15 protein-coding genes are annotated in these 23,654 nt (G+C 70.6%); 9 read left to right on the top strand and 6 right to left on the bottom strand.

Annotated features, from left to right (window positions below):
* Nucleotides 1-69: 69 nt before the first annotated feature.
* The 7 genes from Ari01nite_RS14700 to Ari01nite_RS14670 all read left to right on the top strand — a co-directional run bounded on the left by Ari01nite_RS14700 (nt 70) and on the right by Ari01nite_RS14670 (nt 14,647).
* Nucleotides 70-2,802, top strand: coding sequence for a family 78 glycoside hydrolase catalytic domain (locus Ari01nite_RS14700; protein ID WP_239162755.1), 2,733 nt, complete (start codon nt 70-72; stop codon nt 2,800-2,802).
* A complete protein-coding gene (locus tag Ari01nite_RS14695) occupies nt 2,795-5,977 on the top strand; it encodes a glycosyl hydrolase (protein ID WP_203781789.1) in 3,183 nt (1,060 codons plus the stop codon). Before Ari01nite_RS14700 ends, Ari01nite_RS14695 begins: the two co-directional genes overlap by 8 nt.
* Nucleotides 5,974-8,613: a glycosyl hydrolase gene (locus Ari01nite_RS14690; RefSeq protein ID WP_203781788.1), complete on the top strand. Its 2,640-nt coding sequence runs from the start codon at nt 5,974-5,976 to the stop codon at nt 8,611-8,613. The genes Ari01nite_RS14695 and Ari01nite_RS14690 overlap by 4 nt, the downstream gene beginning before the upstream one ends.
* Complete coding sequence (locus Ari01nite_RS14685; RefSeq protein WP_203781787.1) at nt 8,610-10,988, top strand: beta-L-arabinofuranosidase domain-containing protein; 2,379 nt, start codon at nt 8,610-8,612, stop codon at nt 10,986-10,988. The genes Ari01nite_RS14690 and Ari01nite_RS14685 overlap by 4 nt, the downstream gene beginning before the upstream one ends.
* Before the next feature lie 535 nt (nt 10,989-11,523).
* Complete coding sequence (locus Ari01nite_RS14680) at nt 11,524-12,822, top strand: choice-of-anchor B family protein (RefSeq protein WP_203781786.1); 1,299 nt, start codon at nt 11,524-11,526, stop codon at nt 12,820-12,822.
* An 11-nt stretch (nt 12,823-12,833) separates the two neighbouring features.
* A complete protein-coding gene (locus tag Ari01nite_RS14675) occupies nt 12,834-13,682 on the top strand; it encodes a DUF8832 domain-containing protein (RefSeq protein ID WP_239162754.1) in 849 nt (282 codons plus the stop codon).
* The gene (locus Ari01nite_RS14670; RefSeq protein WP_203781785.1) at nt 13,679-14,647 is read left to right on the top strand and encodes a phosphotransferase family protein; all 969 of its coding nucleotides are present in this window, start codon (nt 13,679-13,681) and stop codon (nt 14,645-14,647) included. The genes Ari01nite_RS14675 and Ari01nite_RS14670 overlap by 4 nt, the downstream gene beginning before the upstream one ends.
* A 59-nt stretch (nt 14,648-14,706) precedes the next feature.
* Here Ari01nite_RS14670 and Ari01nite_RS14665 read toward each other — a convergent pair whose 3' ends face one another.
* The gene (locus tag Ari01nite_RS14665) at nt 14,707-15,363 is read right to left on the bottom strand and encodes a hypothetical protein (protein WP_203781784.1); all 657 of its coding nucleotides are present in this window, start codon (nt 15,361-15,363) and stop codon (nt 14,707-14,709) included.
* 63 nt (nt 15,364-15,426) lie between these two features.
* Nucleotides 15,427-15,927, bottom strand: a complete 501-nt coding sequence (locus Ari01nite_RS14660) for a MarR family winged helix-turn-helix transcriptional regulator (protein ID WP_203781783.1) — start codon at nt 15,925-15,927, stop codon at nt 15,427-15,429.
* A gap of 112 nt (nt 15,928-16,039) precedes the next feature.
* Here Ari01nite_RS14660 and Ari01nite_RS14655 point away from each other — a divergent pair, with 112 nt between their 5' ends.
* Both Ari01nite_RS14655 and Ari01nite_RS14650 read left to right on the top strand, forming a co-directional pair.
* A complete protein-coding gene (locus Ari01nite_RS14655; protein ID WP_203781782.1) occupies nt 16,040-17,263 on the top strand; it encodes a tyrosinase family protein in 1,224 nt (407 codons plus the stop codon).
* Between the two features lie 18 nt (nt 17,264-17,281).
* The gene (locus tag Ari01nite_RS14650) at nt 17,282-17,575 is read left to right on the top strand and encodes a hypothetical protein (RefSeq protein ID WP_203781781.1); all 294 of its coding nucleotides are present in this window, start codon (nt 17,282-17,284) and stop codon (nt 17,573-17,575) included.
* Here Ari01nite_RS14650 and Ari01nite_RS14645 read toward each other — a convergent pair.
* The 4 genes from Ari01nite_RS14645 to Ari01nite_RS14630 form a co-directional block, all read right to left on the bottom strand.
* Complete coding sequence (locus tag Ari01nite_RS14645; RefSeq protein WP_203781780.1) at nt 17,564-18,784, bottom strand: GDSL-type esterase/lipase family protein; 1,221 nt, start codon at nt 18,782-18,784, stop codon at nt 17,564-17,566. The genes Ari01nite_RS14650 and Ari01nite_RS14645 overlap by 12 nt on opposite strands.
* A gap of 47 nt (nt 18,785-18,831) precedes the next feature.
* Nucleotides 18,832-20,658, bottom strand: a complete 1,827-nt coding sequence (locus Ari01nite_RS14640) for a potassium channel family protein (RefSeq protein ID WP_203781779.1) — start codon at nt 20,656-20,658, stop codon at nt 18,832-18,834.
* A complete protein-coding gene (locus Ari01nite_RS14635; RefSeq protein WP_203781778.1) occupies nt 20,655-21,041 on the bottom strand; it encodes a DUF6394 family protein in 387 nt (128 codons plus the stop codon). Before Ari01nite_RS14635 ends, Ari01nite_RS14640 begins: the two co-directional genes overlap by 4 nt.
* Before the next feature lie 92 nt (nt 21,042-21,133).
* Nucleotides 21,134-22,540 carry a cellulase family glycosylhydrolase gene (locus Ari01nite_RS14630; RefSeq protein WP_203781777.1) on the bottom strand — a complete coding sequence of 469 codons (1,407 nt, stop codon included), beginning with the start codon at nt 22,538-22,540 and terminating at the stop codon, nt 21,134-21,136.
* Nucleotides 22,541-23,654 lie beyond the last annotated feature (1,114 nt).

Below are 23,654 nucleotides of genomic sequence, written 5' to 3'. Positions count from 1 at the left end.
CACCCGCCATAGCCTGCGGGTATATCGACTCACATCATTGCCGCCACACTGCTGCTGAGCATGATGGGCGTGCCCGCGCCTGCGGCCACCACCGAGGGCAGTCCGGCCGCGTGGATCGGCAACGAGCAGTGGCAGCTGCGCGACAAGCCGGCCCGCCCGGTGGTGATCGACCTGCCCGGGCAGCAGGCCCGGTTCGTCCGGCTGGACGTCACCCGGCTCGGCCTGCCGCTCGCCGAGCATCCCCTCGACAAGCAGAACCGCCTGCTGCTGGACGGTTTCCCGGCCCCGGTGCACCGGCTCCAGCTCGCCGAGATGCAGGTGCGCAGCTCGGCCGGCCCGGCGGTCAACCTGATGTCCGGCCGCGGCAGGTTCGTCACCGCGTCCGAGACCGAGACGGTCCGCAAGGAGTGGGAACCGGCGCTGCTGGCCGACGACGTGCTGCTGTCCCATCCCGCCGGCTACCAGAGCGGCGCGCACCCCACTCCGGACGCCTCCGTACAGCTCACCGTCGATCTCGGCGAGGTGCGCACGTTCGACCAGGTGGTGCTCTATCCGCGGACCGACACGCTGACCCCGGACGGCCGCACCCCGAACTTTCCGGTCGACTTCACCGTGCAGACCGCTGTCGACACGGTTTTCGCGGCAGCTAAGACGGTGACCGGCCAGCAGCCGCCCGAGCCTTGGCTGCCGGCCGCACTGCCCCTGTTCGCCAAGGACTTCGCCGTCCCGGGCCGGATTCGCGAAGCCCGGCTCAAGGTCAGCGGTCTGGGCGTCTACGTGGCCAGCCTCAACGGTTCGCGAATCGGCAACACGGTGCTGGAACCCGGCGACACCGACTTCAAAGACCGGGTGACGTACGCGAGCCACGACGTGACCCGGTTGCTGCGGAGCGGCCCGAACACGCTCGCCGTCGCGGTCGGCAACGGCACCGCCAACGCGCTGCACACCGCGGGCCGCTACCGGAAGTTCGCGCGCTCGGTCAGCGACCCGCAGGTGATCGCGACCCTGGAGATCATCCGCACCGACGGCCGCAAACAGGTCGTGGTCACCGACGGCACCTGGCGCACCACGCTCGGCCCCACCACGGTCTCGTCCTGGTACGGCGGCGAGGACTACGACGCCCGCCGCGAGATCCCCGGCTGGAACCGTCCCGGCGCCGACCGCAGCACCTGGCAGCCGGTCGTCCCCGGCAACCCGGTGGGCCCGCTCAGCAAACGGATCGGCGAGCCGGTCCGGATCGTCGAGCGCCTGCCCGGCACCGAGGTCTCCCCCGGCGTCTTCGACGTGGGCCGTAACATCGCCGGCCTGCCCGAGATCACCCTGACCGCGCCGGCCGGCACCACGGTCCGGGTCTTCCCCGCCGAGTCGGTCCGCGGCGGCCACGTCGACCAGTCGATCAGCAACGTGGGCGCGCCGATCTGGGACCAGTTCACCAGCCGCGGCGGCACCCGGACCTGGCATCCCGAGTTCAGCTACCACGGTTTCCGTTACCTCGAGGTGGCCGGCCTGCCGCCCGGCGCCACGGTCCGGGTGGCCGGCCTGCGGGTGATGGGCGACTACCGCTCCGCCGGCACCTTCGACACCTCGGACGACGTCCTCGACGGCATCCACCGGCTGACCCGGCGCGCGGTCGAGGGCAACATGCAGAGCATCCTCACTGACTGCCCGAGCCGCGAGAAGCTGGGCTGGCTTGAGCAGAACCACCTGGCCTTCGACGCGCTGGCCCGCAACTACGACGTACACGGCCTGCTGGCCAAGGTGGTGCGGGACATCGCGGACGCGCAGGAGCCGTCCGGCCTGGTGCCCAGCACGGTGCCCGACCACACCACGCTCTCCGGCGGCTACCGCGACGATCCGAACTGGGGCGGCGCGCTGGTCCGGGTGCCGCTCGAGGTCTACCGCACGTACGGCGACCGCAGCCTGCTCGACCAGCACCACCCGGCGATGCAGCGCTACTTCCAGTACCTGCTGGGCCGCACCGACCGCTGGGTGAACGGCGTCTACGACTACGGCCTCGGCGACTGGATCACCACCCAGTCCCCCGCGATGCCGCGCGCCATCGTCGGCACCTTCGGCGTCTGGCGGATCGCCGACGGCCTGGCCGAGATCGCCGCGGTGCTGGGCGAAGACCCGGCCCCCTACCGGGCGAAGGCCGACGAGATCGCGACCGCCCTGTGGACCCGGCACTACGATCCGGCGACCGGTCTGTTCGGCGGCGGCGGTCAGGGCGCCACCGCGCTGGCGCTGGACATCGGCGCGGTCCCGGCCGGCCTGCGCGAAACCCAGCTGGCCCACCTGATCGACCACATCACCGCCGCCGGCGACCACCTGATCATCGGCGAGATCTCGTTCCCCTCGGTGCTGCGGGTCCTCACCGCGGCCGGCCGCGACGACGTCGTCTACCGGGTGGCCATGCAGACCACCAGCCCCAGCCTCGGCTATCAGGTGCGCGCCGGGAACACCGCGCTCGGCGAGACCTGGGACGGCGGCAGCGGCCAGTCCCAGAACCACTTCATGCTCGGCGCCATGGACGGCTGGCTTCTGCGCCGGGTGACCGGAATCGACCAGGCACCGGGCTCGGTGGGCTTCCGCCGCCTGGTGATCGCGCCCGCGGTGGTGGGTGGGCCGGAAAGTGCCTCCGGGAGCTATGTGACGCCGTACGGGGTGACAGCGACCGCCTGGCAGCGGACCGGGACGGGTTATCGGCTGACCGTGACGGTGCCGCCCCGCACCCGGGCCGAGGTCCGCCTGCCCGGCCTGACCCGCGAGGTGGGCCCCGGCACCTGGACGTTCCGTGCTTAAGGCGTTGCTGGCCGCGGTGCTGGCCCTCTCCTCGTTCGAGAATCCACCGCCGGACAGCAGACCGAGCATCTACTGGTACTGGAACAACACCATCACCACCGAGGTGACCGACCGCCAGATGGCCGAGATGCGGGCCAAGGGCGTCCACTCCTTCGTGCTGTTCCCCTACGGCGGCGTCAACCAGCGCCCCGCGTTCTTCACCGAGGACTGGTTCGACCTGGTCGAACACGTGCTCCGCGAAGCCCAGCGCACCAACATGAAGGCCTGGCTCTTCAACGACAACAACTTCCCGAGCGGCCGGGGCGGCGGCTTCGTCGCCGCGGAACGCCCCGACCTGCGCCTGAAGGCCCTGCTCCGCTCCACCCGCCTGGTAACCGGCCCGACCACAGTGGACCTGGCGGCAAGCAGCGGCCTGAGCGTGAGCGCCGGCCGCCTGATAGTCGACCCCGCCGTGGCCACCGCCCCTGCCGCTATCCAGGACGGCACCGGCTGGACGGACTACACGGTCACCGGCAAGGCGACCCTGACCACCGGCGGCGTCCAGTTGTGGGTCCGCGGCCGCTACCTGGTGGACGTGGACCAGAAGGGCGCCGCCAGCGTCTACCGCGTCGACGGCGACACGAGAACCCGCCTGACCACCGGCGTGAACACTCCCGGCTTCACTCCGGCAAGACCGCAGACCATCACCGTCACCGCCACCGGCAACACCATCACCCCGCGCATCAACAACACGCCCCAGCCACCCGCCAGCGACGACACCTACCCCCAGGGCCCGGTAGCCGTATCCGCCGAAGGCACCCAACGAACCCAGTGGGACACCCTGACGGTGACCACCCCCGCGGGCACCCCCCTGTTCACCAGCGACTTCCCCGACGCCACCGCCCTGTCCGCCTTCCCCACCGACCAAACCCACCTCCCCACCCGAACAGCAGCCGCCGCCCGCCGCCTCATCGCTCCCGCCACCTCCTCCGCTTCCCCCACCGCCCCTGCCGGACAAATTCGACTTGTCGAGCTAAGCGGTGACACCTGGCGAGTGCCGCCCGGCACCTGGCAGATCGACGTCTTCGCCGGCACCACCCTCAGCGACGACACCAACGGCTACGTGCGCAACTACCTCGATCTGCTCGACCCCGCCGCCGTCGACGCGTTCCTCGACCGGGTGCCCGGCGAATACGTCCGGCGGTTCGGATGGGCCATGGGGACCGTGGTACCGGGGTTCTGGGATGACGAGCCCTTCATCGCGTCCGCGCAGCCGCATCCGTTCAAACAACTGCCCTACTCGCCAGGAATGGCCGCCGCGGTGCGGGCGGCGGGCGGGACTCCGGGGGTTGCCTACAGCGCGGCGGCCGATGCCCTTGATCCGGCCGCCGGGGCGTACTGGCGTGCGGTCAATGATCTGCTGGCCACCAACTACTACCGGCGGCAGGCCGGCTGGATGGCCCGGCACGGGTTGCAGCTGATCACCAACCCGCTGCTCGACGAGCAGGGGCCGCAGTCCCGCATGAACAGCACCGGCGACCTGGCCAAGAACAACCAGTGGGCGCAGGTTCCGGGCAGCGACGAGATCACCGAGGACTACGTGGCCGGCGAGCAGACCATGCTGGGCCGCAACGCCGCGTCGGCCGCGCACCAGGCGGGGCAGCCGCGGGCGCTGATGGAGATGTTCGGCAACGGCGGCTGGCACATCGCGCCGGACTACATGCGGGCCACCGTCGGCGCGCTGGCGGCGCGCGGCGTCAACCAGACGTTCCTGCACGCCATGTGGACCGACGAGAACACGGTGAACTTCCCGCCACCGTTCGGCCCGCGCAGCACGTTCTGGAACGACATGCCCGCGGTCAACGCCTGGATCGGCCGCGTCATGGAACTCGGCCGCGGCACCAGCCTGGCGCAGACCGCCCTGGTGCAGCCGCAGCGGGCCGCCGAGCAGACCCGCTCCACCGACACCGAGCGCGTGCTGGACCACGACTTCGAGGAGGCCGCCTTCGCCCTGGAACGCGGCCAGGTCGACTTCGACCTGCTCAGCGACTCGTCCCTGAGCGGCGACCCGATCGCCCGCTTCCACGCTCAAGCGCAGCGAGGCGTCCTGCGGGTCGGCCGGGCGGCGTACCGGCAGGTCGTTCTCCCCCGGACACCGATCCTCGACCTGGCGAGCGCGCGCCTCCTGGCCTCCTTCGTCCGGGCCGGGGGCAAGCTGATCGTCGTCGGCGCCCTGCCGGCGCGGGAGGCCGCCGGCCGCCACGCCGCGCTGGCCGCCGCATTCACCGGCGTCGGACACACGCTCGTCCCCGACGAGGCCGCCCTCACCACCGCGGCCGCCGGGCACGCCGCCGCGTCGCTCTCCCCCGCGGCTCCCGCGGTCCGCGTCCTGCGCAACCAGCGCGGCGCCGACATCGCGTTCCTCCTCAACAACGAGAGCGCCGCGACCGTCCGCACCACCGCCACCTTCCCGGCCCGCGGAGTGCCGGAGATCTGGAATCCGCGCACCGGCAAGACGACAACCGCCACGACGTATCGGGACAGCGCGGTGCCCCTCACCCTGCGCCCCTACGAAACCCTGGGGGTGGTCATCCGGCCCCACGCCCGGCCCGCCCCGCACCTCACCAGCGGCGACCTCCCGGCCGAAAGTCTCACCGCCGACGCCCGTAAACTGCGCGCGACCGTCACCGCCGACGCGCCCGGCACCTACCCCCTGACCGGCGTCTCCGGCCACCGCCACTACGCCGGGACGGTCGTGGTCGACGACCCGCTGACGCCCATCCCGGTCGACCGGCCTTGGTACGTACGGCTGGAGAAAGCGGGCGCGGAAGCGCACGAAAGACCACTCGGCTCGTGGGCCACCTTCGAACCGGCCTTCTCCGGCAGCGCGACCTACACCACGACCCTCGACCTGACCGCCGCGGACCTCACCGGCCGCAGGCTGACCCTCGACCTCGGCACGGTGCACGACCTCGCCACCGTGACCGTCAACGATCAGGCGCTCCCGGCCGCGCTCTGGCACCCGTACACCGTCGACGTCACCGCAGCCCTGCACGCCGGCACCAACACGATCGGAGTCCGGGTGACCAACACCCTCGCGAACTCGCGCAACCGCATCCGACCATCGGGTCTGCTCGGGCCGGTGACCCTGCGCCCACAGGCGGTCGTCCCGGCGACGCTGAGCGTGGCCCGGTGAAGCGACGGACGGTACTCGGCCTCGGCATGGCTTTCGCCGCGCCCTGGCCGGGCGGTGCCGTCAAGATCCTTCCCGGCTTCCCGGACCCGGCGACCAAGGCCAAGTTCCGCTGGTGGTGGCCGCACGGCCTGGTCGACCCGGCCGAGATCGTGCGCGAGGTCGACCAGATCGCCGACGCGGGCTTCGGCGGCGTGGAGATCCAGGACGTGCACCACAGCGTGCGCGCCGACCTCGACGCCGCGGTGCACGGCTGGGGCACCGAACCGTGGCGCAAGGCAGTGGAGGCCGCGCTGCGCCGGGCCAAGATCCGCGGCCTGGCCGTCGACCTCGCGATCGGGCCCAGCTGGCCGGCCGCGGTGCCGACCATCGACCCGGACCACCCGGCCGCGGCCAAGGAACTGGTGCACACCGCGACCCCGTTCACCGGCAGCATCACCGCGCCGGAACCGGGACAGATCGTCCGGGTCGTCACCCCGGGTGTGCTCGACCCGGCGTCGGTACAGGACGTGGCCGCGGGCGACATCACTGTCCCGGACGGCGACTGGCTGCTGCTCACCTACCGCGAACAGGGTTCGGGACAGCAACCCGAGGGCGGCCCGCACACCGTCCCGGCCTCCTACGTGGTCGACCACTTCAGTGCCGCCGGCACCCGGGCGATCCTCGACTGCTGGGACGACCTGGTGCTCACCCGCACGATCCGGCGGCTGCTGCGCGAGGTGCCGGGCGACCTGTTCGAGGACTCCCTCGAGATCGAGACCGGCCACACCCCGTGGACCCCGGGCCTGCTCGCGGAGTTCCGCCGCAGAATGGGCTACGACCTGCGCCCCTACCTGCCGATCGTGCTGCAGAACAAGGGCAAATACCTTTACGCGTACGACTCCGAGACGTCGCGGCACGTGCGGGACGACCTCAACCAGGTGCTCTCCGACCTCTACCACGAGCACCACCTGATCCCGCTCCGGGACTTCGCGCACCGCCTCGGCCGCACTCTGCGGGCCCAGCCGTACGGCCTGCCGACCGACGCGATCCGCAGCGCCACCCTGCTCGACGTGGCCGAGGGCGAGTCGCTGGGCTTCAAGAATTTGGACGACTTCCGGGTGCTCGCCTCGGCCCGGGACATGGCCGGCACCGCGCTGCTGTCCTGCGAGGCCGCCGCCTATGCGAACGGCGCCTACAGCACCACCTGGAACAAGGTCGTGCAGACGATGGCCAGCGTGTTCGCCGGCGGCGTCAACCAGGCGGTCCTGCACGGCTTCGCGTACCGGGAAGTACCGGGTGCCGCCTGGCCGGGCTTCGCGGCCTTCTCCCCCTACAACGGCACCGGCATCGGATACGCCGAGGCGTGGGGCCCGCGCCAGCCGACCTGGGGACACGTGCCGGACGTCGCGCGCTGGTTCGCGCGTACCCAACTGGTCCTGCGCACCGGCCGGCACCGCGCCGACCTGGCCTATTTCCGGCAGAAGGGGTTCGCCGCGACCGGCCTCGGCGCGCCCTGGCAGACCAACGACGGCATCCCGATCGGCTGGACGCATGGTTTCGTGGACGAGGCGTCGCTGTCACTGCCCGCCGCGGTGGTGCGTGACGGCCGGTTGGCACCGCGCGGCCCCGGCTACAAGGCGCTCGTCCTCGACGGTGACGCGATCAACGGCAAGGAGCACACGCTGTCGGTCCGGTCGGCCCGGAAGCTGCTCGCCATGGCCCGCGCCGGCCTGGCCACCGTGGTGATCGGCGACTGGAGCGACGTCCACCCGACCGGCCTCGCGCTGCCCGGCGAGACCGCGGCGCTGCGCGCGCTGATGACCGCACTGCTTGCCGAGGAGCGGGTCCGGGTGGTGACCGAGCCGGCCGGTATTCCCGCGGCGCTGGCCGACCTGGGTGTGCAGCGCGACGTGACATACGAGCGGTCGTCGCTGATGACCGTGCACCGGACCGACGGCGACACCGACTACTACTACCTGGCCAACGCGCGGCACGCCGAGAACCGGGTGATCAACCCGATCGACCAGGACGTCTGGCTCACCGCGCGGTCGCCGCGCTCGGTGCCGGTCCGGCTGGACGCCTGGACCGGCGAGGTGGTTGCGCTGAGTGACTTCACTCGCTCCGATTCCCGGGTACGCGTTCGCGTGACGCTCGCGCCGGGTCAGTCCATGTTGATCGCACTCACGCCGGGCAACCACCGCGCGATGCCGCCGCGGCTGATGCTGGACGCGGCACCGCTGACCTCCTGGACGCTTGAGGTCGACGACTGGCAGCCGTCCGGGGTGGCCACCCATCAGCTGGCGCTCACCGAACTGCTGCCCTGGTCGCAGCTGCCCGGCCTGGCCGACGTGTCCGGCGTCGGCCGGTACCGCACCACGATCGAGGCCCCGCCCGGCCAGGGCGCGCTGCTCGACCTCGGCCGGGTGGTGGACACCTGCCGGGTCCGGGTGAACGGCCGTCTCCTGCCGCCGGTCGACGTGCTGAAACCGGTCGCCGACCTGGGCCCGTGGCTGCGCGCCGGCACCAACACCATCGAGGTCGAGGTGGCCACGACCCTGCTGAACCGGCTGCGGACCACCAGCCCGGCCGTGTTCGGCATCGCCAACCGGCAGGCGTACGGCCTGCTCGGACCCGTCCAGTTGAGGTGGTACCGATGAGGCGGCGTTCCGTGCTGGCGCTCCCCGCTCTGGCCGCCGTGCCAATGCCGGCTTTGTCGGAGATTTCGGGCGAAGGTGGCAAGCCGGGTTGGCATGGCAGGCCGCGGCTGCTGCCCAGCCGCTACCTCGACAACATGCAGCGCACGGTCGCCTACCTGCGGTTCGTCGACCTGGACCGGCTGCTGCACACGTTCCGGGTGACGGCCGGGCTGCCCAGCGACGCCGAGCCCTGCGGCGGCTGGGAGGCGCCGGACATCCAGCTGCGCGGGCACACCACGGGCCACCTGCTGTCCGGTTTGGCCCAGGCGGCGTATTACCTGGAGGACCCTTCGCTCCGGGAAAAGAGCGCCGTCCTGGTCGCGGCGCTCGCCGAGTGTCAGGCCCCGCACGGCTACCTGTCCGCGTTCCCCGAGACGATCTTCGACAGCCTCGAGGCCGGCGGCAACCCGTGGGCACCGTACTACACCATCCACAAGATCCTGGCCGGCCTCATCGACCAGCACCGGCTGCTCGGCACGGCCGGCGCGCTGACCGCCGCCCGCGGCATGGCCGACTGGGTCGGCCTGCGCACCGGCCGGCTCACCCGCGAGCAGATGCAGAAGGTGCTGCACGTCGAGTTCGGGGGCATGAACGAGGCCCTCGCCGACCTGTACGAGATCACCCGCGAGCCGCGGCACCTGGAGCTGGCCCGGCGGTTCGACCACGACGAGATCTTCGGGCCGCTGTCCGAGCGCCGCGACACGCTCGCCGGCCGGCACGCCAACACCGACATCCCCAAGGTGGTCGGTGCGGTTGCCACCTACCGGGCGACCGGCGAGGAGCACTACCGGACCATCGCCACCTACTTCTGGGACCAGGTCATCAAGCATCACTCGTACGTGATCGGCGGCAACTCGAACGCCGAGTTCTTCGCGCCGCCCGATCAGATCGTCAGTCAGCTCGGCGAGAACACGTGCGAGAACTGCAACACGTACAACATGCTGAAACTGACCCGGCGCCTGCACCAGCTCGACCCGGACCGCCTCGACTACCTCGACTACTACGAGTGGGCCCTGCTCAACCAGATGCTCGGCGAACAGGACCCGGACTCCGCCCACGGCTTCGTCACCTACTACACCGGCCTGTCCCCGTCGGCGTCCCGCAAGGGCAAGGAGGGCCTGGTCAACGATCCGGGCACGTACAGCAGCGACTACGGCAACTTCAGCTGCGACCACGGCACCGGCCTGGAGACCAGCACCAAGTTCGCCGAGCCGATCTACCGGACCGCGAAGGACACGCTGACCGTCGACCTGTTCATCCCGTCCGAGATCGACGTCGCCGGCACGACGGTCCGGTTGACCACGCTCTACCCGTACGAGCCAAGAATTTGCCTGGGATTCTCCGGTTCGGCGACCCTCACGTTGCGCCTGCGCATCCCCCGCTGGGTGCGCCACCCCACGCTGCGGGTGAACGGCAAGCCGGTACCGGCCCGCCCCGGCAGGTACGCCTCGATCCGTCGCCGCTGGCGCTCGGGCGACCGCGTCGAACTCCACCTGCCGATGACCCCGCGCTGGCTGCCGGCGCCGGACAACCCCGCGGTGGCCGCGCTCGCTTACGGCCCGCTGGTCCTGGCCGGCCGCTACGGCGACACGCCGCCGGAGGTGCTGCCCCCCGCCGACCCTTCGTCGCTGCGCCGGGTGCCCGGCGCCACCCCCGAGTTCACCATCCGATCCGGCGACCGCTCGATCCAGCTGAGCCCATTCCTGGACGTGCACCACGAGCACTACAACATCTATTTCGCGCTACCACCGGCCCGCCGCGCCGCCGCCGTGATCGCCTCATATCCGCTGGCCGGCCTGCGCGACGCAACCGGCCGCTGGCCCGACGCCGTGCTGGCCGGCGGCGCCACCCCCGGCGAACGAGGCATCGAACTGGACGGCGTGTCCGGCCACGTGGTGCTACCGGCCGGCCTGCCGGCGAACCTGACCGAGTTCACCGTCTCGGTCTGGGTGCGGCTGAACACCATCACGAACTCGGCCCGCGTCTTCGACCTGGGCTTCAACCAGCAGAGCTACGCGTTCCTGACGGCCCGGACCGGCCGCGGCACGGCCCGCTTCGCGATGAAGCTGAACGGCATGGAGGCCGAGGACTTCGTCGACGCCGCCATCCCGCTGCCCCTGAACGTCTGGACCCACGTCGAGGTGCGCGTGGCCGACACGCTGCGCCTGTTCATCGACGGCACCCTGAGCGGCGAAAACCCGGCCCCGAAGATGGGCGCTCTGCTGCTGGGCGCGACCCACTTCAACTACTTGGGCCGCTCCCAGAACACCCGGCATCCGTATCTGCACGGCGCGGTAGCCGACTTCACCCTGACCGGAGCCGCCACAGCCTTCTAGAGCTTCCGGGGTCGAGGGCTGCGCTTTGGTCACGGGGACCGGTGGCGTTCGCGTCACGGTCCGCGGCGCTGCCGGTGGTCGCGACTTCCACCAAGCTCAGCCCACGCTGACCCTCGCTGCGCCAACTTCGGGCCGGCTTCCCGAAGGACACCGGCGTGACGGTCGGGGTGCGCGTGAGTTTGCATGGCTGTTCGGCCGCGGCGAGGTCCGCCGGCTCGGGTGGCGTCAGCGTCAGGATCTACGCGGGCTGGCCGGGCGGCGGGCAGGCTGGAAGGTTGGCCGGCCGGGCGGGAGGTTGCGGCGCGACCGGAAAGGGGGTCCGCAGCGATCCGGAGCGTGAGAAGCCCCAGAAACGGGTCACCCGGCAGCAGCGCAATTCACCACACGAACCCGGGGCCCGAAATTAATTTTCGATACCGGATCCGATAACCGACTCATTGACCGACATCAAAGTCTCGAATAGCGTGCCCTCACCGACATGGCGCGTGACACCCATCCACGCGCCCGATCCCTCCGCGTGAAAAGAGCGCCATCCATGCTCCGAGGCGTACGTCGCACGGCACTCGCCGTCACCGCACTCGTCCTGCTCGCCATCGCGAGCCCGCCGGCCTCCGCCCATGACCCGGATTCGCCGGAGGGCCGGGCCGAGCAGTCGGAACTGCTCCGCCTGTACGAGCCGACCTGGCGCAGCGGCACGCTTATCGCGGGCGCACCGTTGACCTGCACCAACGGTATGGTCGACCGGTACCCGTGCAAGAACGTCGACCTGCTCAGCTTCCTGCCGCAGTCCGCCCTGGGTGGCGGCGGATCCTCCAGCATGTGGCATTGGACGGACCCGCGCGACAGCAACGAGTACATCCTTTACTGCCGTTCGAACGGCGTGTCTTTCGTCAATGTCACCGACCCGGTCAATCCCCGGTACGTGGGTAATCTCCCGTCCGCCCGGGGCGTCAGTTCGACCTGGTGCGACGTGCGCACGTACCAGCATTACGCATACATCGGCAAGGACGGCGTCGACCACGGCATCCAGGTCTTCGACCTCAACAAACTGCAGGGCGTCACCACCACCCAGACGTTCACCGCGAGCGCCCATTTCACCGGTCTCACCTTCAGCCACACGCTCTGGATCAATCAGGACACCGGATTCCTGTACGTCTCCGGCGCGAACACGTGCAAGAAGGGCCTGACCGTCTACGACATCAAGTCGCCGTTGTCGCTGCGGCAGGTGGCCTGTTACGACCGGGAGAAATACTCGCACGAGGCGATCGTGCTGAACTACAACGGCCCGGACACCCGCTTCACCGGCCGGGAGATCGCGTTCAATTTCACCGGCCCGAGCTTCCAGATCCTGGACGTCACCGACAAGGCCGCCATCCGGGTGTTGTCCAGCCTGGCCCACCCCGGCGCGAGCTTCATTCACCAGGGCTTCCCGACCAGCGATTTCAAAAACATCATCGTGAACGACGAATTGATCAGCAACCGGGGCGGCAGCCCCGACTTCGTGTACAACATCGAGAAGCTGGACGCCGCCCGATACGTCGGCAAAGATCTGTCCGAGCGGGGCGAATTCATCAACCACAATGGATACACGGTCGGCAAGCTGCACTACCAGGCGTCCTACCGGGGCGGGCTGCGCATCCTCGACACCACCGCGGCCGCCGCGGCGGACCTGCCGGAGGTCGGCTACTTCGACACCGAGCCGGCCGTCAACGACAGCAAGTTCAGCGGCACCTGGATGGCGCTGCCGTTCCTGTCCAACGGCGTGATCGCAGTGCAGAGCATGGGCGTCGGCCTCTATCTGGTCCGCCCGACCGGCGCCGCCGCAGTCCGATAATCGGTCGGAACGTGCAGCGACTCAAGCGGCTCCTGGCCGTGCTGACCATATTGGCCGGCACGGCCGCCGCCGCCCACCTGATCACCGACAGCCGCCGCCCGGCCCCCGCGGCGGCCCCGCCCGCTCCGGCCACCGGATATCACAGCGACGGCCTGTCCGACAGCTACGACGGTTTCCGCGCCGAGCCTCTCGCCCTGCCGGCCCAACGCGGCCGCGGCATCGTCTCGCTGCGCATAGTCGGCCCGCAGGGCCCAGTCACCGACTTCCAGCGCGTCCACCTCAAGCCGGTACACATGTACCTCCTGCGCGACGACCTCGCCGGCTATCAGCACCTGCACCCCGAGCCCGCCGACGGCGCCTGGACCGCTCCGGTGACGATCACCGACGGCGGCGCCTACCGCGTCTACGCCGAGTTCGTCCCCCTGGGCCGCCCACCCGGCGCCGACCCCACTGTCCTCGGCGTCCCGTTCGTCATCGCCGGCGACACCACGATGATCCCGGTGCCCGCCCCCGCGGCCACCGCCCGTTCCGGCCCGTTCACCGTCCGCCGGCTGGACGGCACGGCCGATCTGGCGTCGGGCAGCCAGGCGGCGCTCCAGTTCCAGGTGACGCGGTCCGGCCGGCCGGTGACGCTGGAACCGTACCTGGGCGCGTACGCCCATCTGTCGAATTTCGAGGTTCGCACCCAGGGCCTCATGCACCTGCACCCGCTGCCGACCGGCGCCGCCGGCGGCCCACCCGCCGACGCGACGCTGGCCTTCCACGCCGCCTTCGCCGAACGCGGCGACAAGCGACTGTTCCTCCAGTTTCAGGTCGACGGGGTAGTCCACCAGGCCGCCTTCACGATATTCGCGACGTGACCGGGGCCGGCGGCTGCCGGGCGGCGCTGACCTGGCTGGACGAGCCGACGGTGGAGGCGTTGCGGGCCGCGCTGCGCCTGGTGGCGCCGGGGCTGGCTGACGGCACGATCGTGCCGCGCGGGCTGGAGCCGAACGACGATCCGCAGTGGTGCGCGGCCAGCGCCGTGGTCGACGACCGGTTCGTCGTCAAGTTCGCCTGGGCGGAGCCACCTGCCCAGCGGATCTGCCATCAGGTAAGGCTCCTGGACTCGCTGCGGGCAGCCGCACCACGGCTGCCGCTGCCGGTCGTCGTGGCGACGTCCCGTGATCCGGCGATGTTGGTCACGCAACGCGCGGCCGCGACGCCGTTCTTCGACGTACGACACCTGATCACGACGCCCGATCGGCAGGCGGTCGCGGATGATCTTGCGGCGGTCCTCGTGGCCCTGCACGACGCCGACGTGCTCACCTCGGTGTCCGAGGCGACGGGCCCGCTGCCCGAGCCGATGGCGCACGCCTCGACGGGCACCCTGCGGGCCCGGTTCGGGGCGCTGATCCGGCCGGACCAGCGGGACCGGGTGTCGGCCTGGTGCGACCGGGCCGACCAGGCACTCGCCGCACCGGGCCGGACCGTTCTGGTGCACGGCGACTTCCACGGCGACAACCACCTCTGGGACCGCGAGTTGTTGCGGCTGCGCCTGGTCGTCGACTGGGAGACCGCAGGCACCGGCGAACCCGAGTTCGACCTGCGATGCCTGCCCGGCGACTGCGGTACCGAATTGTTCACCGCGACGGTGGCGGCGTACGAGCGGATGTCCGGCACGACGCTGGACATGGACCGGATCATGGCCTGGCACCTGCGCACCGTCCTGGGCGACGCGTTGTGGCGGGCCGAGGCCGGGGTGGCGTTGCCGGACCGTCGCACCCCCGCGCACTGGGTCGACGACCTCGCCGACAGATTCACCGCTCTCAAGACTTTCGGCTAAGAGGGCCGGGCGTGCACCCCGTCGCCGGTGGCCGGTTGCCGCTGCTCGCGAGCGCGATGTCAGGCTGGGGCCGGCTTTCCCGCCGGGAGGCCGGCACTCCCGTGATGACTGCCGGCGCGGACGGGCACCAGCAGGAGTCCGAACATGACCAGCAGCATGATCCAGCGCGGATCGTCGAGCATGAGGTCCTGTGCCGCCTGGTGACGCTCGGCGGGGGTGAGCACCTGGGCCGAGTGGTCCGACTCGGCCCAGCCCATCCGGGCCGGCACGAACGCCAGGTAGGTCCACACCCGCATGAGGAAGTACAGGGCCGCCGCCGCCAGCACCGGCACCCGGCGCCGGCACAGGACGATCAGCAGCGGGATGACGACCAGCTCCAGGATGGAGTTGACCGCGATGTAGTACGGGATCGACGGCAGGAACGTACTCTCCAGCGTCTCCCCGGTCAGCGACGCGCTGTCCATCGCCCCGTTCAGCAGCAGGATCGCCATCAGGCCGCCGCAGCCGGCGAAGGCGGAGCCCACCGCGCCCAGCGAGACGACCACCTCCTCGAGCCAGCTCACCGCGCGCAGCCGCAGGCCGAGCAGGCCGATGCCCGCGCCCCAGGCGGCACCGGCCAGGACCGCGAGCGGCACCGGCAGGAACTCGGACAGGTTGAACCACCCGGTCACGACGGTGCTGAACACCATCACCGGCACCAGCGGCAGGAATGTCATGGCGACAGCACACCATTCAGCTGCACGATGCAGCTACTTCTTGATGCAGCAATCAGGGGAAAGTCAGGGGCGGCGGCGACTGCCGTGGGCGCGGCCGGATGCCCGGAGCGCCTCGGTCTCGGCCTCCGAGTCGGCGCGGCCGGCGCGCAGGAAGTTGAGCAGGAAGTGCATCTCGTCGTCGGAGAAGCCGGCCACCCGCTGCTGCCAGCGCCGGCCCATCGGCTCGTAGAACGCGCCGATCTCGGCCACCCGCTCCGGTACGAGACTCAGCACCACCCGGCGCCGGTCCCGTTCGTCCGGCACCCGGGTCATGTAGCCGGCCCGCTCCAGGCGATCGACCAGGCGGGTGGTCGCGCCAGTCGTCATGCCCATCAGCTCGGCCAGACGCCGTACGCCGATCGGGCCGAACTCCAGCAGCACGCCGATCGCGTGCACATCCGTCACCGGCATCTCGAGCTGGTTCGCCACCGCGATCTGGTAGCGCACCGCGGCCGAGATGTACCACGGCATCTCCCGCTCCAGCGCCTCGCGCAACTCCCGGCCGTCGGTCACCTCGAGTCGCATACCGGAAAACCTACCGTCCGCGAGCCACCGCGGTTGTCGGATCAGGGCCAGTTGCCGGGACCGCAGCGACGCACGCGGCTAGGCTTGCCCGCCTGAGTCGGGGGGTTGTGTCATGGCGTTGGGAGATCTCGTCCGCCGGAACATCGCACATGTCTCGCCGGCCGAACGCGCCCTGCTGCGGGACGCGTACCTGGAACTGAACCGGCGGCGTTTCCCGGGCACCCGCACCGACTTCCCGCCGGGCGGGGTGTCCCGGTGGTTCAAACAGGACGAGATCCACCAGGCGACCCACGTACACGGCGGACCGGAGTTCCTGCCCTGGCACCGCGAGATCGTCAACCGCTTCGAGGACATGCTCCGGGAGGTCGATCCGCGGCTGTCGCTGCACTACTGGGACTGGACCCAGGATCCGCGCGACATCACCGACGCGAACCTCGGCGGCGGCCGCCGGGGCCGGCTCAACCTGTTCACCGACGACTTCATGGGATACGGCGGCGGCGACCCGGACGTCATCGGCGAGCCCTGGGCACGCGCCCGCTACTACGTGCCCGGCGCCGACCCGTTCCGCAGCAGCGACCCCTTCGACACGACGAACGCCAACCCCGCGGACCCGCCGCGGGAGGTCCGGCGGTCGGTGTCCGGCTCACCGGCCACCCGCGAGGGCGACCGCACCGTCGTCGAGGCCGGTGACTACGCCACCATGCGGGTCCGCCTCGAGCAGATTCACAACGCCATGCACGGCTTCGTCAACATGGGCAGCCAGCACACGTCGTTCCGGGATCCGTTCGTGTTCCTGCTGCACTCGAACGTGGACCGCCTGTTCGCGATGTGGCAGACCCGCCCGGGCCGCCCCGAGCGGCTCGATCCGGAACGCGTCTACGCCTCGGGCGGGGTGACGCCGTCCTCGTTGACCACCCAGATCCGGCCCTGGTCGGGCAACCCGTCCACCACCCGGCCGTGGGCTCCGCCGGAGAACGAGCAGGACCCGAAGACCTACCTGCATCCGTCGGTGGTCACCCCGCGCCGGTACGACACCCTGCCGGCCCGCCGTCTCCAGGCGACGGGCCGGTTGTCCTTCCTGCGCGTGCACGACGTCGGCACCGGCTTCGGCCCGCCCGGCGACCACCTCGACGTCGAGGTGGTCGTGCGGCTGGCCACCGTCACCGACCGCGCGTTCGGCTTCACGCTGCGCACGGACGGCGCCGAGGCGGCGCACCGCGGCATGCTCGACGTGCTGCGGGACGCCTTCACCGAGAACCGTCCGGTCCGGCTCGAGTACGACCAGCCGTTCGGCGGCACGAGCGGGGTGCTCGTCCGGGTCACGAATTCTGTCTAGACGCACGGGAGGTAGGCAATGGCACGACTGGCCGCGACCGGGAAGGTGACCTTCCTGCGGGCGCACGACGTCGGCACCGCGTTCGGCCCCGACAACGACCAGATCGACGTCGAGGTGGTGGCCCGGGTGAGTTCCGAGCCGGACACCGCCATGGGCTTCCAGCTGCGCAACGACGGCAACCGGGCCGCCCGTCAGGGCATGCTCGACCTCCTCCGGGACGCCTTCAACCACAATTGGACCGTCACGATCGACTACGACATCGACGCCGGGAAGAAGAACGGCGTGGCGATGCGGGTGGCCCTACGCAAATAGCCGCAGGTCGATCGACTCGGCCATGGCCCGCTGCCCGGCGATGTTCGGGTGCAGCGGATCCGCCTGGTACTCGGCCCGCACCCGGCTCGGATTCTGCGGGTCGCGCAGCACGGCGTCGAAGTCGGCCACCCCGTGGAACAGCGGGCTGCTGCGGATCCACGCGTTCACCTGCTGGCGGGTGGCCTCCTGCTCGGCGCCGAAACACCCGCCGTCGCAGCCGTACGGGGTGATGGTCGCGCCGATCACCCGGATACCCTGCCGGCGCGCGTTCTCGGCGATCGTGCTGATGCCGGCGATCAGGGCGTCACCGTTGGCGTGGTAGCCGATGTCGTTGATGCCGTCCGCCAGGATCAGGTACTTCGCACGCGTCTGGCCCCGCACGTCGTCCTTCTCGCGCCGCACCGCCGCGATGCTGGTCCCGTTGCCGCAGCAGTCGGTGCGGTCGGTCAGGATCTGATTGCCGCCGATTCCCTGATTCAGTACGCCGTGCTGCCGGCGCGCCGGGAGTTCCTGCAACCGCGCGGCCAGCACGTCGGTCCACCGGTCGTTGCCGTTCCAGGTGGTGTAGGCGCCGTCGGTGATCGAGTCGCCGAGCGCCACGATGCTGCCGGCCACCGCGGGCGCCGGCCGGACGTCCACTCCGGCCAGCCAGAACCACGAGTTGACCGTGCCGGTGAACGCCGCACTCCCGCCGCCGGCCTGGTTCCCCGCCGCCACGAACTGGGTGCCCTGGGCCGCGTCGTGCCCGGTGATCGCGGCCGCATCACCACCAGCGGTCACAAAAAGATCAACGGCAAGGTCTTGGCCGTACGCGACGGCAAGTGGCACCGGGTCACTCCAGACCTGCGTCCCGGTACGCACGGTGACCCGTTCCCGGCCACGGAAGGTGACCGTCCGGGTCGTGCCGTCGACCAGGTCGGCCGCGCCGGACCGGGCCGCGCGGGACACGCGTACGGCATCGAAGGTGACGTCCGCGGCGCCGAAGGTGTTCGCCAGCCGGATCCGCACCGACGAGCCGCCCAGCGTGGGGTGCACCAGCATCCGCAGGGTCTGGTCGGCGAAGGTGACCCCGGTCTCCCGCTGCGGGCTGGTCGACCAGGCACCGGTCCACGGTGCCGCACCCGTCACCCCCGCCGCCCCGGCCGGTGCGCCCGAAAACAGCAAGGCCGCCGCCAGGAGTGCGGCGACCGACATTGATCTCATTCTCATGTCATCGATCGTTGTCGATGACGAACGCCGCGGCAACGGCGTCCCACTCAGTCGACCGGCACGCGATCCGATTCCGGGGTGCGGGTGAGCCGCCGCCACAGCCAGCCGGCCGGCACCGCGCGGCCGGTCAGCACGTACTCGCTCACGTAGTCGATCCGCAACGTGTCGATCAGCGTGCGCTCGTCCCGCGGCTGCCCGGCGAACAGGATCCGGTCGCCGGCCTCCAACCGGAAGTCGTCGCCCGGGCCGAGCGTCGCGTCCGAGCCGCGCAGCACCAGCAACGCCACCAGATCGAGCCGCCGCTCCCGGTCGACCGGGCTGCGCAGCAGGTCGCCGAGCGGCACCGGGCCGGCCTCCAGCCAGGGCACCAGCGCCGGGGCCGAGCTCCGGTCCAGGGTGGTCGGCGACAGCGCCTGGAGGCGTTCGCCGCAGTGGTTGAGCAGGCGCTCGATCATCCGCTCGGCCCAGTCGTCACCCAGTGCCGGCACCTCGCGCAGGAAGCGCCACAGCAGCGGCGTGCTCAACTGGGCGTAGACCTCCCGGGCCACCAGGTCGGCCGGCACCAGCAGCGAGTCGACCTCCATGGCCGCGTACAGCGGCGCGGTCTCCGGCCGGTTCTGCCGGGACGACACGAACAGGTCCGGGTTGATCCGGCGGGCCGCGGCGATCAGCGACAGGTTCGTGGTGTCGTTGTCGGTGCCGGCCACGAAGCCGACCGCGTGCTCCAGATCGGCGCCGGCCATCACGCCCGGCTCGGATCCGTCGCCGACCACCACGGACGGATCCGGCGGGCCGTCGTCCGCGGTGTCGATCACGGTCACCTCGAGGTTCTCGGCGCGCAGGTCGTGGGTCAGTTCCTTGCCGAACCGCCCGTACCCGCACAGCACCCAGCGCCCCACCGCGGGCGGCTCACCGCGCGGCGGCAGTTCGGCGCCCGGACCGCTCTCCAGCCACAGCATCAGCTGGTGCACCGCGGGCGTGCGCAGGGCGATGCGCAGGTGGTCGCCGTACCGGTCGAAGGGGTTGACCACGGTGGGCGAGCCGAACGCCTCCATCCGGTGCTCGATCGACGGCGACACGGTCCGGGCGAGCACGGTGAGCTCCGGCCGCATCAGCGCCGCCGACATGGTGACGGCCAGGTTGACCTCGTCGTCGTCGGTAAGAGCCAAAACCCCTTCGCAGTACGGGTGACCCAGCCCCGCGTGCTCCAGGGTCTGCGGATTCCGGGCGTCGCCGACCAACCCCGGGACGTCCGCGTGATACGGGTCGATGTCCAGCGCGTCCACCCGTTCGCTGTTGGTGTCGATCACCACGAACCGGCGACCCAGCGTGTCGAACGAGCGGCCCAGCAGTTGCCCGGTCTGCCCGTACCCCGCAATCAGCAGAAACGGCTCGCGCAGCCGAGCCACCGTGCGGGTGAACCGTTGCAGGGCCAAGGCCTGCCGGAACGCCCGGTCCTGCACGAGCGTCAACAGAGACCCGATCGCGTACGCCCACCCGATGACGGTCAGGTAGATGCTCGCGGTCACCCAGAGTCGCTGCGCTCCGCTGAAGGTGTACGGGATCTCGCCGTACCCGATGGTGGTTGCGGTGTAGCTCATGAAGTAGAACGCGTCGAAGAAACCCATCCGCGTCGGGCGGCCCTCGACCACCTGCCCCGGCACCAGGGTGAGCCCCAGCACGCTGATCGCGAAGATGGAGATCAGCACGATGAGCGGCACCCGCATCCGGCGCAGGACCAGGAAGACCGTGGGCGGCCCCTGCGCGGCGGCCGCGCTGCGGATCCACTGGCGGGCCGCCCGCGGCCGGATCTCCGCACCGCCGAGCAGGCGGCGCCACCAGGTCGTTTCGGTGCTGGGCAGGCCCACGGTCACCGCCGCTGGAACGACACGGTCTCGATCACCAGCAGGATCACCGAGACCACGTTGGCGGCCAGCGCCCCGCCGGACAGCGACACCACCGCGGCGGTGGCCTCGGCGTCCAGGCCGGCGGCGGAGACCTGGGTCGCGTACGCCCAGGCGATGGTGGCCGCGATCAGCTGGAGGTCGGCGACCAGGCTGGTGGCCAGGTGCACGGCCCCGATCTGGGTGCGGTCGCCGAACTTCAGGACGGTGGCGATCAAATTGACGACGACCGCTGCGAACAGCTCGTACTCGTTGTGCAGGGTCGGATCGTCGATGTCACCGATGAAGAAGCCGAAGTTCAGGGTCGCCGCCAGCAGGACGAAGAACCCGAACACGACTTTTTCCATACTCATAGGCACTCCCGCCGCGTTGGACAGTTCACGCTAGCCCAAGCGTGATGATGGGCGGGGCCCATCGGACCCCGCCCATCAGGTGTTGCCGTTGGTTACGCGGCCGCGCAGGTCACGGTCGGCGTGTTGTTGGTTCCGTTGAACGAGGCGGTGAAGCCCCACGAGGTGCTGCCGCGGGCCGCCAGGGAGCCGTTGTACGGCATGTTCCGGGCGGTGACCGAGTCACCGGAGCTGGTGACCGAGGCGTTCCACGAGTTCGTGAAGCGCTGGCCGTTCGGCCAGGTCCAGTTCACGACCCAGCCGTTGATCGCGGCCGCGCCGGCGGTCACGGTCACGGTGCCCTGGAAGCCGTTACCCCAGGAGTTCGAGACCGCGTACGTGGCCGAGCACGCGCCGGTGGCGGGCGGCGTGGTCGGCTGCGTCGTCGGCGGGGTCGTCGGCTGCGTGGTGGGCGGAGTCGTCGGCTGCGTCGTCGGCGGGGTGGTCGGCTGGGTCGTCGGCGTCGTTCCGCCGTACACCGAAGCCTCCCGCGACGTGGCCTTGATACCGTTCGCACCGTTGAAGATCCGCTGGCCCCAGGTGGTCAGCGCCGACGGGTTGAAGCTGGTGACCATGTCGAGGTACTCGACGCCGCCGCCGTTGCCGCTCCACGACCAGCCGAGGTAACCGATGCCGCGCTGCTGGGCCTGCGCGAAGATCGTGTCCTCGTCCGGGTTGCCGTCCGAGTGGTCGAAGCCGAACTCGCCCACCACGATGGGCAGGCCCGCGGTCTGGAACCGGCCGAGGTAGTCGGTGATCTCCGCGGCCGTGTCGAACACGCCGTACATGTGGATGCTGAAGATGACGTTCTTCTGCGGGTCGGTCGCGAACACGGAGGCCGCGTTGTCCCGCATGATGAACTGCCAGTCCTGGCCCCAGTTCGGCGCGTCCACCATGATCGAGTGCTGGAACCCGGCCGCCCGCAGACGGGTGATCGCGTTCTTGGTGTCGTTGATCCAGCCGGTCGCGTTCTGGTTCCCGTACGGCTCGTTGCCGATATTCAGGATGACGTACGGCTCCTGGCCGTCCAGCGCCGACTTGACGCTGATCCAGTAGTCGGTCGCCTGAGCCAGCGTGGCCGCACCCGCCTGCTCGCCGTAACCCGTGGTGTCGTGCACCTCGAGCACACAGATCAGCTTGGTCCGCTTGCACTCCGCGATGACCCGGGACACGTCGGCGGTGTCGTTCTTGGTCCACCGGGTGCCGTTGGCGAGCACCACACGCACCGTGTTCGCGCCGAGCGCCTTGATGTCGGCGAAGGACGAGAAGTTGTTGGCGTACCAGGTGTGCGCGTGGTTCACACCCCGCATAACAAAGTTGTTGCCGTTGGCATCCAAAATCCGGCCGCTACTGACCGTGAACCCGGTAGCCGCCGCAGCCGGCCCCGCCGTAACGGCGATCCCGACCCCGAGGCCGGTGATCAGGGCCGCAGCGCCGGCCAGCCATTTAAGTCGCTGACGCACAATTCGCTCCTGTCCAGAGAGGAGGATCCGGAAAAACACATGGAGCTATTTCGATGGGAGCGCTCCCATGCCATCGTCCGGCTACGTGACAGCGTTGTCAATGACGACAACGAAGTTACGCCCACATCAACACCCCATAAACCCCCCGTTCCACCCCGAGCTCACCCCGCCCCCACACCCACCCCCGCCCCACCCTCACCACCGGCACGACACCCTCCACTCCACCCAGGCCCACCGCTTCCCCCGCCGCCCAGGCCCACCGCCTCCCACCCCGCCCAGGCCCACCGCCTCCCACCCCGCCCAGGCCCACCGCCTCCCACCCCGGCCGACCGCCTCCCAGCCAGGTCGACCACTTCCACCCAGGTCGACCACTTCCACCCAGCCCAGGTCGACCGCTCCACCGCCGCCCAGGTCGACCACCTCCACTGCCGCACGGGTCGACCGCCCTCTGACCCGCCGCCAGGCTTCACAAACCCGTTCCGCACGACCCCCGGGCAGCTTCCGGAGTCGAGGTCCGCGCGGTTCTGCTCCCGCCCGCCGCAGAGCCTTTCGGCAGGGCGAATCACGGTGCCACTCGCGTGCTGACCGTGCGGGCAGTCCCTGCCAATCCCCCCTCGCCTCAGCCCTTCACAGATCTTGGCGCGGACACCACCCGATCCGGTGGTGATCGGGTCAAGGTCCGCAGCCGCCCGGCCCGCTGTCCCGGGCGCAAATCTTGGCCGATAGACCACCGTTTGAGTCTTGACACATGGCGCGGTGGAGTCGCGATCTCAAGTCCCGCCCGGCAGCACGCTCGCCCAGCCCGTTTGCCGCAAACGTCTCCCACCGGCGCTCGTCCGGGTCGCGATGTTGTCGATCTGCCATCGGGTGCGCGGCAGACAACAGCGGCGTGGACGCGCAGCGCGAGGCAGGAATGCGCGGGGCAAGGCAGGCGCGAAAGCCCAGCGCGACCTAGACGCGAGCCCAGCGCAAGGCAGGCGCGGAAGCGCAACGCAAGGCAGGCGCGGAAGCCCAGCGCAACGCAGGCGCGGAAGCCCAGCGCAACGCAGGCGCGGAAGCCCAGCGCAACGCAAGGCAGGCGCGGAAGCGCAACGCAAGGCAGGCGCGGAAGCGC

The sequence above is a fragment of the Paractinoplanes rishiriensis genome, assembly GCF_016862375.1.
In the GTDB taxonomy this organism is placed as follows: Bacteria; Actinomycetota; Actinomycetes; order Mycobacteriales; family Micromonosporaceae; genus Actinoplanes; species Actinoplanes rishiriensis.
The sequence above is the reverse complement of the archived record's forward strand: the minus strand, read 5'-3'. Positions and strand labels throughout refer to the sequence as shown.

Excerpts from the sequence above, each read along its gene's own strand:
- Ari01nite_RS14680 (WP_203781786.1), top strand. The coding sequence starts at position 11,524 with ATGCTCCGAGGCGTACGTCGCACGGCACTCGCCGTCACCGCACTCGTC.
- Ari01nite_RS14635 (WP_203781778.1), bottom strand. The coding sequence starts at position 21,041 with ATGAGTATGGAAAAAGTCGTGTTCGGGTTCTTCGTCCTGCTGGCGGCG.
- Ari01nite_RS14660 (WP_203781783.1), bottom strand. The coding sequence starts at position 15,927 with ATGCGACTCGAGGTGACCGACGGCCGGGAGTTGCGCGAGGCGCTGGAG.
- Ari01nite_RS14685 (WP_203781787.1), top strand. The coding sequence starts at position 8,610 with ATGAGGCGGCGTTCCGTGCTGGCGCTCCCCGCTCTGGCCGCCGTGCCA.
- Ari01nite_RS14655 (WP_203781782.1), top strand. The coding sequence starts at position 16,040 with ATGGCGTTGGGAGATCTCGTCCGCCGGAACATCGCACATGTCTCGCCG.
- Ari01nite_RS14665 (WP_203781784.1), bottom strand. The coding sequence starts at position 15,363 with ATGACATTCCTGCCGCTGGTGCCGGTGATGGTGTTCAGCACCGTCGTG.
- Ari01nite_RS14645 (WP_203781780.1), bottom strand. The coding sequence starts at position 18,784 with ATGAGAATGAGATCAATGTCGGTCGCCGCACTCCTGGCGGCGGCCTTG.
- Ari01nite_RS14650 (WP_203781781.1), top strand. The coding sequence starts at position 17,282 with ATGGCACGACTGGCCGCGACCGGGAAGGTGACCTTCCTGCGGGCGCAC.